The following is a 12,933-nucleotide window of genomic DNA, read 5'->3' as shown; positions in this document are numbered from 1 at the left end:
GCTTTTGGAAGAAAAGAGGGATGTGCTCCCGCTTAAGATGGTGGATTAGCCCGTACAGATTTCTATGAATCCGAATAACATACATAGAAGTCTAATACGAGAGTAGGTTTACGATGAAAAACCTTCCATTACGTCAATTGATGCCTGTGCTAGAAGGAAAGGTTCTTTCGGGTAGCATAACCAAAACCATTCAAAACGCGGCGAAATATGGGGAGCACCTGATCACAGATTCATCGCTCGTTTTTATATTAAAAAGAAAACCATCCCTTCCATTACCGGCAGTTCACAACCTAACCGTCGTCACCTCAAATCCAAAAGCCCTGAAGCATGTACGAGATGATGTGACCGTTATCTATGTAGAGAATGCAAGAAAAGCGTATTACCGATTTGTTTCGTTCTATCGAAGCTTGTTCCAACTTCCCGTGATCGGCGTGACCGGGACGTGTGGAAAAACGACGACAAAAGAAATGATCTCGTGGATTCTCTCAGAAAAAGATCACGTTGTTCGAACGAAATTAAGTCATAACGGACTCGCAAGAAATCTTGATTATTTACTAGAAATCGACGACAAAACGGATCGTGCTGTGTTTGAAATGGGCGTATCCGGTCCAAACCAGCTCCTTTATTCTGCCCATTATTTCCGTCCCCAAATTGGGATTATCACAGCAATAGGTACAGATCATATAGAGGGATTTCGAAGTCAGGATGCGTATATCGCAGAAAAGGCAAAGATGTTAAAAGCCGTTGGAAAGAACGGCACGATTCTTTTAAATCGGGATGATGAAACGATTCGCAGTCTTGATTTAAGTGAGTTCACTGGAAAGGTTCTTTACTATGGTCAGGATCCGAAAGCGCACCTCCGAGCCCACTCGATCCAATTTAATCTTCAGAAAAACGGCATGGATTTTACCCTTTCCTGCCCTGAAGGTGAGTTCGCTTGTTTTGTACCTGGCTACGGCACGCACAACGTTTCCAATGCCCTCGCTGCGATTGGTGCATGCACCCTTGTCGGCGTAAAGATCCAGGATGCGATTCGTCGCCTCCATACGTTCCGTCACATTAAAAGTCATTTGCAGTTCTATGAAGGAAAAAAAGGGAGTCTGCTCATCGACGATACGTGGAATACAAATCCCACTTCCATCGAAGCCGCGTTAGAAGTTCTCGTTGAAACAGCAGAAGGAAGAAAAACGGTTGCCGTCTTAGGGGAAATTGAAGAACTTGGGGACTATGCGGAGCAGGAGCACCGTAAAGTGGGCGCACTTGCCGCAGAGAAGAACGTCGATGTCCTCATCGCTGTTGGAAAGAATGCTTATCCGATTTGCCTTGAAGCCGCTAAGCGGGGGATGAACCCGAAAGCGATTCATAACGTCACAACTCAAGCAGCATTACTTTCTCTTCTCGGTCAGCTAGCCTCTCCTCAAACATCGATTCTTTTAAAAACATCAATGCGTCGATCATTTAGCAATACCTTGCAGGCGCTCGTTGCGAGATCAACGAAAGACTGAGTTCGGCTACCGTTCAAAATCACAATAGCCAACACGATAAAGAACGATCAGAGACCGTTGTCACTGGTCGTTCATATCTTTAAATAGAAAAAAGCCACGATTTCATTTCAACCTTTCAGTGATTCGGTCTTAAATACCGAGCAAAGATAAAAAAAAGGCTATTATTTATAACACGTTTTGCAGTAAACGACTTCTGAGTGTTTCCTTAATACTTGATCTAAAACACCAACTGGCATTTTCTTTTCATTTGGAAGTGTAAGATGGACATAGATGTCATCTCCTGATTTTAATACGCGATGACAGTTTGAACACGTTAGCTCTTTATGAAAAACGTTTTTGAATACCATCCAATGCCTCCTTTAGAGTCTTATGTATTTTTACGTTTATAGGTTGAGGTACGTTTCATTTTGATCTAACTAGAAAAGAGGGAACTTGCGATTATAGTAGAAGCACACTCATCGCCATACCAAATAAAAACCCAAGTACATGAGAAAGCGCTCCTTGTACACCGATAAAATTTCCTAGAATCGAATAAAAGAATATATAATTTGTACGCCAAGTTCCAATTAATCCGAACTTCATTTAATACCAATTATTTCAAAATGTGATAATTAACTCAACCATTATTACATTAAAAAAAGCTTATCTTGTTACAGATGAGCTCTTAGATAATGGAAGACTCAATATCAAATTGCTTTTATTCTTTACGTCATTCTTGCTCAATCTAAATTCTTTCTTATTTTTCTTTTATCATTAAGATTTAAGACAACCTCATAACCTAAGGCAACTATTAAACCCGACCAAAAGATTACAGCCGATGAAAAGAAATCCCCGGTAAAAATTAGATTGTGAGTGTAATTTATAAATAATAATATCAAATAGGTATAAAAGCCAATGATTGCACCCTTTTTCCAATTTATTATTTGTCTATTAGTCATAGATTTTAAAAAGATCAAATTAGTTCCTCCAGGCAAAGATTATTCTTGAATTGCTCCGAGATAACAGAACTATAAAGACATGCCTTGAAAAAGCGTAAGGGTTATAACTAATGTAGATAATGAACCAGCAGACAATAATGTAATCATTTTCCACCAGTTTATTTCTTTTGAAGGCTTTACAGCTTCTCTAGACACTTTAACCCATATAGCCATAGATACTAACACTAATATTAAAATCACTTCATTGGACACATTTGACACCTCCATAATTTTTCAAATACTTACGGTATATACGGTTTAGAATATTTAATATTTCATTTATTAGAGTGAGCTTCCCAAGCCCTTAATACCAATTATTTCAAATTGGTATCCATAACTCAATCTTTTCTTCAAAAAAAAAATAGAAGCTCACCTTGTTAAAGATAAGCTAAAGAAGACTTTACAGAATAGCATCAAAAAGTCTTTGATATCCAAAAGGTAAAACTACTGCTACGAAAGTACCTATAAAAATTGATATAGCCATAAAAAGGCAATATTTTCGTTTTGATATCTCATTTCTATTTAAGGCTATATTTAAAGCCTGAATTATCGAATGAACAGTTATGTATATGATCACTGCTGAAAAGAAACTAATCAAAAAAACTTCCATGCTTCTCCTCCTTTCCAATTATCGATCAGAAGAAAAATGTTTCAATTTCAGCTATTATCTCGAGTTCAAGTCTTCAAGAAACCTGTCCTTAAACTGATTAAACACCAGCTGTATTTCACCATACTTCCCCATTCCTGAACCACTACTGGTCACTTAAACGGTCCCTCTTTTAACGCATCTTCTTTGAAAGAACAAAAAGTTCTTTCACATCCACATTTAGAATACGATTTCCTACACCAAATGAAGAGTTAAGTTATCCCTACGTTAAATAAGAAAAAAAGAGCGCCATCACCCTTGCGATTCGGTGCTCCCTTTGACGTGTGATTTTAATTTTTGTACCCGAAAACGGAACCTGCTAGACCCCACCAGTGTTTCTGTTCTTTCTAAAACCGATCCATCAAGTATCTCCCATACGCAATCGGCGTCTGAAACACGGCTTCCCACTCGTCGTGAAGGATCCGGCCATCTTCAAACAATCCGCTCACATAGTCAGAGATAAAATTACATTCGATAAAATACGGCTTCCCTTCTTTTGTGATCCCAATATCGAAGCCGAGATCCGCTAGGTGTGGAAAATGCTGATCCAAAATACGAGCGGTTTGAAGTGCTAATTGATGGATGCTCTCCACAAGTGTTTGGTAGGGAATGGTTGGATGCGAGTGCGGGGCAACCGCTTCGAGTGTGTAAGTCGTTCCACCCTGTGCCCCGTTTGTTAGAAAGTCTCCCCCATTTGCCACTTTGCACATGACCCCAGATACCTGCCACTCTCCGGTTTGATTCTTTTGTGTCGCCACGCGTAAATCAAACGGACGCCCTCTATAATCAGCAAGCTGTATCATTTCCTGGATTAAGTACGTGTGCCTACGCAGGCGGTTAAGGAGGACAGAAGGCAATTTTGTTGTGAAGTCAACTTGCTTTAACCCGCCTTCTTTTGTTTTATAAGAAAGGCGCCATCCCTTTTTCACACGTTCGATTTTCATTGCTCCCATCCCAAATTCTCCGTAACTTTTTTTAAGGATAAGCTGATTGTATCGAGCCGCCATTTTATTTAAATTCGCCAAGGTAAATAGCTCTGTGTCTGGCAGGTGGGCTTTCACACTCTCATTTTTAGCGAGGAGGTCGTGAACCTTATCCTTCTCCACATCATAATTCGGCACATTGTAGATCAAGTGCCCTTCCTTCATTAAGGTTTTCAGATGAGAACGATAAGCTGGCAAGTAATCGAGCACGCGCGTGTAAATGACTTTCGGCGCTAGAATTTCTTGAAGATGAAACGTTTCGTTCTTGTACACATAGGCTTTCACCGTAGCTACGCCTGGCTGAATATCAAAGAACCGAAAATAACAAGGAATAAGACCATGTTTTCTCGCTGCTTTCTCCCAAATCATAAACATGCTGCGCGTGCCTCCCTGTAGTTCAGGCATCGCCTCATACGTTGATTTGGGAAGAATAATTCCTAGATAGTGATCGCTCACGCCGATCTGCCCCCTTCGCTTTAATCTATTGCAAAACGGGGTAGAGGTGTGCCTGGTCGAATGGATTTCATCTTGTTTGCGATGCCTCACGAAAGGAACAGGCTCAATCACGGATACAAGACTTAATAGGGCAAAAGAGAACCACTTTAATAATGAGTTCCCTTTTAATTTGTTAAATGCTTGTAATCCACAACCATTATATTAGTGTTAGGTCCCTATATACGGGGACTCTTGCTTTTTTTAAATAGGATCATCTACTTCCAGACTAGCTTAGAAGAATGAAAGGCCGGTCACTCTATCAGACCAATTTAACTATTTGTATGTAGCTCTTTAACAAGCTGCTAATCATATACGCTCAATTCTTGGTACTACTAAAGCAGTCCTCACATATAAATTTACCCCAATTCCTCAAATACGCCTTGATTTCTGTAAAACCTTTTCGCTTAGGATAACGCATCTTAACATAAACATCCTCTTCCTCTTTGATTTCTTTATCACAATATGTGCATTTAGGTTTATCCCACAACACGGTATCATCCTCCTCCAACTAATCTTTATTAAAAACGATACGAATAGCCTAACTATACATTTAATAACCAAGACGTTAAAGATCGTAGAATGCTAGTTCGTAAACAAACGAACTAAAACGCCATCATCTTCTACATCAGGTACAAAAAAAGCCACTCCGTAGGTTGAGGCTACCGCCATGATCACTGTCCAAAGAACTAAGCTAGTCATCATCCAGCTCGTGACCATTTTTCTTTTCGATCCGAAGCTCATTCCCATAAACGCGGAGATATGCGACCCGACGAAAAAAGGACCGATGATTGTTAATCCAGGTAAACCATACTTATCAAAAAGAACTCTTGCTCGCTTCTCTTTTTTCGATTCTTGCACTTCTTCGACATGTGCTTCTGTCGTCTCGCCCTCATCCTGGATCACATCTTTCGTACGCTTTTGCTTTTGCTTTCGTTTTCTCCTCCAAATTTTAAATTTATCTACAAATACGATTAATAGAATGACTGTTAGCGCATTTCCTAAAAAAGCAAGTACACCCGTTAGTACTGGCGACAGCCCCCCGATGATCGCTAATGGGATAACAGCAACAAGTTCAAATAAAGGAATCGCAGCTAGAACAAACACTAATAAATACGATAAAAACATTCTCTTCATTCCCCTCTTAAATCTACCTAGTTTCATTCGAGATCATTTTTTACGCAAACGGTTCACGATGTTTGATATTGCTAACTTGTATGTTCTTTCTCATTGGTTCTCTTCATGTCAAAGAACCCGATTATCCCGCAAACAAGTGCACCTAAACTCAAAACACTCGTAAGAATCCAATTCTGTCCCCAAGAGTTAATAGCCGTTAGAAGACAGCTCAGGGCAATCGCTAATACGCCAAATTTTGCTCGCCATCTATCCAATTTTGAGAACCTTTTACTATCCAACTATCCTCACCTCCCTATTAACTATTAGTTATTTCTTACATGATTCTTTACAGAAACTTAGTAAGCAGGTATTCGAGATTAACAGCAAACACGTTAATTCCAATTATTTCAAATAATTCTGAATAACTCAATCTTTCATTTCATGAATATGGACTTTTGGTACAATTACTTTTTCTCCTCGAGATTGTCTTTCAGTTCCAATTGAGCGACAACCGCATATTCTGCCTTTTTCACTGATTCTGGTAAGGTTTTAACATCACTATGGTTCACTGACGACATTTGGCTCTCACTCGATCCAATGAGGTACGCCAAATATACCGTTTCTCCTTTGGTTATCGTGACCTCTTCTTCCAGTTGTTCAAAGATAAATGCGCCCAGCTCATCAGGCATAATGGTCGATCCTTTGCCAAATCCGTCCGGTGATCCCATCGTGAAATGTGCCACTTCTTCTTCCATATAAAGTTGAAATGAGTGAAGCGCTTTATTAAAATGCTCTTGTTCATCACCTCCACCCAAGGAAATGAACTCTTCTTTTCCACCATCTCCGTCTTTGTATACAACGATAGACGTTACGAGTGATTCCCCTTCTTCTACTTTCCCATCGACCGTATAAAAGGTTTTGAAATCGATTCCCATTTGATTTACGATGCTTTGCTCACGTTTTGATAGTTTTGCAGGTTTAACTGTCAGGGAACTTGCAGAAGACTCTTGACTAGAATCTTCCCCCTCCTCTCTCCCCCCACTGCTGTCTTCATTCGTACATGCCGCTAGAAGAAGCAATACTCCTAGTAAAGTGAATAATCGTTTCATTTCAATTCCTCCGTCTCTCTCGATTCGAATCTATTGGTTAGATTGTTATCCTACTTAAAGTCAGCATCGCATGCTTATCTTGTATGTAATAACCTATTTTTCCCAATTATTTATTCACTAATGATTTCACTATAATCGCTCCCACTCACCATTTCGCTCTCATCCATTATCGTCCACTCTTGGATAGAAACATCTGGATGATGACGTAGATAGCTTTCAACTATTTCAAAACCAATTTTATAATTGGACCACTTTGGTATATCTTTCTTCAAGTTGCCGTTTTGAAAGGTATAATAGAACTCAGCATTCGTGGAATCGCTATTTTCTCTAAGTTCCTCTAACACTCTCTTTTCTTCCACAGCCGATAGCGGTTCTGACCAAGGCGGATTTGCTTCAGGATATAAATGAGAAGCGAAAGAATCAGCTTTTCCTTCAAAAACAAACCCATTTAACAGGTTCATTCCTCCCGTTCCATTTTGATTTTCTAGAAAAACCGAGTGGTGGTATTCGTGAGCAACGGTATATTCTAGCATTTCTTTTTCATATGTAGGGGATAAGAAAAGAACGATAACATCTTTACTAACAGTGATCGCATTTACTCCCTTCATCTCGTTTTGAATAGTTTTGTAGTCTGGGTTTACCGGCATAACATAAATGGTTTTATTTTCGCCTCCAAGACTTTTCCCGACTTAGTAAGTGATGCTTCGATTGCCTTATTAACTTCTTCTTGCTTCTTTAGTAGCTTAACCGTCTGTTCATCTAAAGTCTGAACACTGTTCGTAGGGACAAAATAAGTAGCATAATCGAGTCCACCAGCTAAGCTCACTTCTTCATTAGAAGCAGATTCTAGAAAAGGTTGCGTCACTTTACGATAATACTCCCCATTCGTATTCAGTGCGGTATTCTCCATAGCCTCGTTAGTATAATCAAGAACTTCTTCGTATAGAGGTATAATTTTGAAGCTTTGCCCACCTACGTTAAACTCCTTAGAAGATTGGGAAGGAACTTCATTCCCATCACTAGCACAACCAACGATTAATATTAAGGCTAAACATACAACCAGTTTTTTTATAAGCTTCCCCATTCAATCCCTCTTTCCTACCGCCATTTCTCTCTAACCTCGTATCCGCTACCATGCTAATTCTTCTCACAAAAAAAGAACCGCTCAAAACCAAGGCGATTACTTTTCTTCTCATTCACTGCTGTCCTGACGATACTCCAACTTTTTCATTTCCAACTCAATTTTTTTCGCTTCAAGCTCGAGCTCTTTCATTTTTATATCTTTTTCTGTTTTTTTCACATAGCCATAATAGATGAGCGAGATACCAATCACAATCGTAAGGTAAAAGAATAATCCCAACTTTTCATCCCCCTGATAATAAAAATAGTGAAAAACATTTAAACATTTGCATACCGATGCGGCTAGCCTGTATTTTATAAGGGGTTTTCTTTTGTCTACCTAAGTCCCCTTTGAACATACATCAATTTCCAATCTTAATTAGTTATACGAAACAAACGCATCAAATGTTTCACCTACACCTATTTATCTCTTTCTTTATTGCAGAATTATAAAAAAAAAGAACTTATAACAAAAGGTGTAGAGAGGTCCTCCTCTCTACACCTTTTGTGTTATCTATAGTCTTTCCGATTACCACCTAGCCGTTAACATCTTTCTCCTCGTGTAAAATTCGACCCCATCAGAGCCATTCGCATGGAGATCACCGTAGAAAGAATTTTTCCAACCTGAGAATGGGAAGAACGCCATTGGTGCAGGGACGCCAATGTTTACCCCAAGCATGCCGACTTCGATGTTTTCCCTGAAGTAGCGAACGTTGCTTCCGTCCTTCGTAAATAGGCAAGCGCCGTTTCCGAAGTCAGATTCATTCGTGAGCTCAATCGCTTCTTCTAGATTTTTCACTCGGACAATCGATAGTACAGGAGCGAAAATTTCATCTTTCCAAATTTGCATCGAAGAGTTCACGTGATCGAAAATCGTCGGTCCAATAAAGTAGCCTTCCTCATTGTAAGCTTCATCATTTCGACCGTCTCGCACGAGGGCTGCGCCTTCTTCTTGTCCTTTTCGAATATAATTTTCCGTTCTTTCTTTATGCTCTTTACGAATAACCGGTCCTAAGAACACATCTTCATCTAGGCCGTTTCCGATTTTAATTTCATCTGCTTTTTCATTCAGCTTTTGAAGGAGCGGCTCGACGACGTTATCAACTGCAACAACGACAGAGCACGCCATGCATCGTTCACCCGCAGAACCGTAGGATGCGGCGATAATTTCTTTTACGGCAGCATCGAGATCAGCGTCGGCCATCACAATGGAGTGATTCTTTGCACCAGCTAGTGCTTGAACGCGTTTCCCGTGCGCCGCTCCTGTTTTGTAGACGTATTCCGCGACAGGCTGTGAGCCGACAAAGGAAATCGCAGGCACATCTTTATGCTCTAGTAACCCATTGACCACATCGTGTGCCCCGTGAACAATATTCAGCACGCCATCAGGTAACCCCGCTTCTTTAAACAGTTCTGCCAGACGGTTCGCGAGTAGCGGCGTTCGCTCTGATGGCTTCAACACGAACGTGTTCCCCATCGCGATCGCAAGAGGAAACATCCAGCAAGGCACCATCATCGGGAAGTTAAATGGCGTAATCCCACCAACAACGCCGACGGGATAGCGATACATGCCCGATTCAAGATTTGTCGCAATATCCGGAAGCTGCTTCCCCATCATTAAAGAAGGCGCACCGGCAGCAAACTCGACGCATTCGATGCCGCGCTGCACTTCACCCTGTGCTTCTTTAAAGCTTTTGCCATTTTCCTTCGTTAATAGCTGCGCCAACTCGTCCCAGTTGTCGACGAGAAGCTGCTGATACTTAAAAAGAATACGTGCCCTTTTTGGTACAGGCGTTTTGCTCCACGTCTTGAAGGCTGCCTTCGCTACGTTCACCGCATCATCTAGGTCTTCCCTTGTGGAAATAGGAACCTGTGCAAGCTCTTCTCCCGTTGCTGGATTTGGGACCGTTTGAAACTGTGTGGTTTTAGCATCTACCCATTTGCCGTTAATATAGTTTTGTAGCACGTTCGTTGCCGTCGTTGCCATTTTCCATTCTCCTTCCGTTTACTCGCGTTATCGTATGTTTGCTTCAGTTGTAAACTGATAGTTATAGCTAAGTTTAAATAATTCCTCTAATTCAGCCTGTGTCGGTAAGCGTGGATTTTGCGCCGGACTTCCACTATCTAACGCATCAGCTGCCATTTTACTCACCTTCTTGTTAAACGCCGTCTCATCAATTCCCCACTCTTTTAGATTGGGAATGTTCAAGGACGCGCAGAGCCTTTTCACAGATACTACCGCAACCCCAGCCGCTTCTTCATTCGATTGGATCTCCGGCTGAAACAGACGTCCGAGATCAGCAAGACGATCGGTACAGGAAGCTTTGCTATAGTCGAGAACCGCAGGAAGTAACATCGCATTTGAATAGCCATGCGGCACGTGAAAGAGCGCTCCGATTGGACGTGACATCCCGTGGACAAGACAGACCGATGCATTTGTAAAAGCCATCCCCGCTTGTAGGGCACCTAAACTCATCGCCTCTCGTGCCTCTATATTCTCACCATCACTGTAAGCGATTTCAATTTGATTGATAAGATGCTTCATAGCTGATAAAGCAAACGTATCTGTCATCGGATGGGCTTTTTTTGATAAATACGCTTCGATCGCATGACTAAGCGCATCAATCCCTGTCGCTGCAGTGACATGGGGTGGAGACGAAACAGAAAGACGTGGATCTACGATCGCTACTGTTGGCATAAACGCCGGCTGCTTGATCATCATTTTTACCTGAGTCGTCGTATTCGTAATAACCGTGACGTCCGTTGCTTCAGATCCCGTCCCCGCCGTTGTAGGAATAGCGAGATGCGGAAGCGGAGCATTCACAGCCTTCGTTCTGTTTACGCGATAGTCACCTATGTATCCTCCATTTGTCGCAAGGACAGCAATGGCTTTCGCCGTGTCGATACAGCTTCCTCCGCCAAGTGAAATGACCATCTCACAGCTCGTTTCACGAAGATGTACGAGCGCTTCAGAAACATATTCGTCCGTCGGTTCAGATTCAACACCCGTGTAGCATTCACTCGCTACTCCCGCTTGCTTCAAGAGCTTTTGACATTCAGTCACATATCCGAGATTCATCATCACGTGATCAGTCACAATGAGCGCTTTCTTTCCACGTAAAATGGCTTCCCGGCCAACTTGTTGAAACGAATCTCTGCCATAGAGAATCGTTTGAGGTGTACGAAAAACAGCAAACTGTTCCACAGTATCTCTCCTTTTCTTACCTTCTCAAAGTGTGAAGCTGGACAAGATTCGATCTGGGTCTGTGTCCTAGAAACGACTGCGATGCTGATATGACCAATCGGACCTTACCCCATTAGTTTCTTGATCGGTAAAGCCGATTCCTACCGTACTCAAGAAATCACCCCTTTTTCTTTTAGTAGGAAAGAAGGTGAATTCGGACAAAAAAAAGCATGAACGGTCCTAGCGGAAGTCACAGGAACGAACATACTGATAACAGTTTTGCTTCGAGCTTAACACGGTTCTTTTATTTGCTGAACCTCTAACGAACCATTTTTAAAATAATCGTCAATGACCGCTAATTCTGAATAAGGAACGCGCTCATCTCCTATGATCTGGTAGCCTCCAAAGCCAATGCCGGTTAAGAGCACGACGTCTCCTGGCTCAGCTAGATCAAAGGCGTGATGAATGGCTTCCTCTCGGTAAAGCCTTGAGTGAATATGTGGAGCAGATGGCTGGTGGAACCCTTTCAGAACGTCATTTACTACTTCTTGTCGATCGGCGAATCCTGGTTGATCCACGCTGACGATGATTTCATCTGCCATGCCATCTGCAACCTGAGCCATCATCGGACGCTTTTCAGGGTTACGTAGCCCAATGCCGGTAATCATCACGATCAGTTTCCTGTACGGTACGTGACGAACGGCTTCAAGAACGGTTGCGAGCGCATCTGGCGTATGAGCGTAGTCGAGAACAATTTGAAATGGTGCCCCGTCAACCACTTGAAAACGGCCTTCAGGTGCCTGGATATGATCAATCCCAGACAGAATTTCATCAATTGAAAACCCGATTTGATAGCACGTAGCGATCGCCGCAAGAAGATTCGCCACATTGTACTCTCCAATAACTGGTGCCTCCACGTTGTACGTTTTGTTAAACGCATCTAGTGTAAAAGATGTTCCGTTAATGGAAGTTTGAATATGATCGGCACGTATGTCACCTAACTCCGACAAACTATAGGTGATAAGTTGCCCTTGAAAACGCTCAATGATGTCCCCTGACATGGCTGGATCGTCGATATTTACCACCGCTCGTTTCGCTTGATCAAACAATTTTAACTTCGCTTCTTTATACGCTTCCATCGTCCCGTGAAACTCTAAATGTTCTGGAGTTAAATTTGTATGAACGGCCACATCAAAGTAAATGCCTAACAAACGCTTCTGTTCAATGGCAATGGACGTTGATTCAATGACAGCTGCCTTCATTTCACTCGCACGGAAATAATCGAGCACGCGATGAATATCCGGAGCTTCTGGCGTAGTCGGAACGGTTTGCTTAAACGTGGTTTTCTGCTGATCATCCCAAATCCCAGCCGTCCCAATCAAGCCCGTTCGAAAAGAAAGATGATTTAAGAGATTGTATGTGAAAGAAGAAACGGTTGTTTTTCCATTCGTTCCAGTGACCCCAATCGTATGGAGAGATTCGGAAGGAAAATCATAAATGACTCTCGCAAGCTCAGCGAGCGCTTGTCGACTATCGTGAACATAGAGGAAGCTCACTTCTCGATAAAGGGCCGAAGCTGTCGCCATTTTCTCATGATCCGTCCCTACAATTGTTTTTGCCCCAAGCTGAATGGCTTGCTCGATAAAAAGGTGACCGTCCATCTTTTCACCTGAAATACAGACGAAGGCAGCTCCCTCTTCGACATCGCGAGAATCATACACCACAGACGTAATTGGTTGCTGTGAAGGTCCTGAATATTCACCGTTTAAAAGAGTTTCCATGAAGTAAGCTTTTCTGTTCAT

The 12,933-nt window shown here is 41.9% G+C and carries 13 protein-coding genes; 1 reads left to right on the top strand and 12 read right to left on the bottom strand.

Going from position 1 to position 12,933, the window contains the following annotated elements; translation table 11 throughout:
* The first annotated feature begins 113 nt into the window (after positions 1–113).
* Positions 114–1,505, top strand: a complete 1,392-nt coding sequence (locus ATG70_RS02145; protein ID WP_098442738.1) for a UDP-N-acetylmuramoyl-tripeptide--D-alanyl-D-alanine ligase — start codon at positions 114–116, stop codon at positions 1,503–1,505.
* 161 nt (positions 1,506–1,666) lie between these two features.
* Here ATG70_RS02145 and ATG70_RS02140 read toward each other — a convergent pair whose 3' ends face one another.
* The 12 genes from ATG70_RS02140 to ATG70_RS02075 form a co-directional block, all read right to left on the bottom strand.
* Complete coding sequence (locus ATG70_RS02140) at positions 1,667–1,852, bottom strand: hypothetical protein (protein ID WP_098442737.1); 186 nt, start codon at positions 1,850–1,852, stop codon at positions 1,667–1,669.
* 660 nt (positions 1,853–2,512) lie between these two features.
* Positions 2,513–2,695: a hypothetical protein gene (locus tag ATG70_RS02130; RefSeq protein ID WP_098442735.1), complete on the bottom strand. Its 183-nt coding sequence runs from the start codon at positions 2,693–2,695 to the stop codon at positions 2,513–2,515.
* A gap of 187 nt (positions 2,696–2,882) precedes the next feature.
* Positions 2,883–3,092, bottom strand: a complete 210-nt coding sequence (locus tag ATG70_RS02125) for a hypothetical protein (protein WP_098442734.1) — start codon at positions 3,090–3,092, stop codon at positions 2,883–2,885.
* Positions 3,093–3,475: 383 nt separating this feature from the next.
* Positions 3,476–4,567: a YheC/YheD family endospore coat-associated protein gene (locus ATG70_RS02120; RefSeq protein WP_098442733.1), complete on the bottom strand. Its 1,092-nt coding sequence runs from the start codon at positions 4,565–4,567 to the stop codon at positions 3,476–3,478.
* Between the two features lie 621 nt (positions 4,568–5,188).
* Positions 5,189–5,731 carry a small multi-drug export protein gene (locus tag ATG70_RS02110; protein WP_098442732.1) on the bottom strand — a complete coding sequence of 181 codons (543 nt, stop codon included), beginning with the start codon at positions 5,729–5,731 and terminating at the stop codon, positions 5,189–5,191.
* Between the two features lie 452 nt (positions 5,732–6,183).
* Positions 6,184–6,828 (bottom strand): hypothetical protein, encoded by a 645-nt coding sequence (locus tag ATG70_RS02100; protein ID WP_098442730.1) that lies wholly within the window; start codon positions 6,826–6,828, stop codon positions 6,184–6,186.
* Between the two features lie 110 nt (positions 6,829–6,938).
* Positions 6,939–7,475 carry a DUF2268 domain-containing protein gene (locus tag ATG70_RS02095; RefSeq protein ID WP_098442729.1) on the bottom strand — a complete coding sequence of 179 codons (537 nt, stop codon included), beginning with the start codon at positions 7,473–7,475 and terminating at the stop codon, positions 6,939–6,941.
* On the bottom strand, positions 7,466–7,912 hold the full coding sequence (locus tag ATG70_RS02090) for a hypothetical protein (RefSeq protein WP_098442728.1): 447 nt from the start codon (positions 7,910–7,912) through the stop codon (positions 7,466–7,468). The genes ATG70_RS02095 and ATG70_RS02090 overlap by 10 nt, the downstream gene beginning before the upstream one ends.
* A gap of 108 nt (positions 7,913–8,020) precedes the next feature.
* Positions 8,021–8,188, bottom strand: a complete 168-nt coding sequence (locus ATG70_RS22285) for a hypothetical protein (protein ID WP_179886151.1) — start codon at positions 8,186–8,188, stop codon at positions 8,021–8,023.
* A 288-nt stretch (positions 8,189–8,476) separates the two neighbouring features.
* The gene (locus ATG70_RS02085; protein WP_098442727.1) at positions 8,477–9,934 is read right to left on the bottom strand and encodes a CoA-acylating methylmalonate-semialdehyde dehydrogenase; all 1,458 of its coding nucleotides are present in this window, start codon (positions 9,932–9,934) and stop codon (positions 8,477–8,479) included.
* A gap of 27 nt (positions 9,935–9,961) precedes the next feature.
* Positions 9,962–11,152, bottom strand: coding sequence for an iron-containing alcohol dehydrogenase (locus ATG70_RS02080; protein ID WP_098442726.1), 1,191 nt, complete (start codon positions 11,150–11,152; stop codon positions 9,962–9,964).
* Between the two features lie 269 nt (positions 11,153–11,421).
* On the bottom strand, positions 11,422–12,933 hold the full coding sequence (locus ATG70_RS02075) for a UDP-N-acetylmuramoyl-L-alanyl-D-glutamate--2,6-diaminopimelate ligase (RefSeq protein ID WP_098442725.1): 1,512 nt from the start codon (positions 12,931–12,933) through the stop codon (positions 11,422–11,424).

Origin of the sequence: Bacillus sp. es.036 (assembly GCF_002563635.1) — a bacterium.
Classification (GTDB): domain Bacteria; phylum Bacillota; class Bacilli; order Bacillales; family Guptibacillaceae; genus Guptibacillus.
The sequence above is the reverse complement of the archived record's forward strand: the minus strand, read 5'-3'. Positions and strand labels throughout refer to the sequence as shown.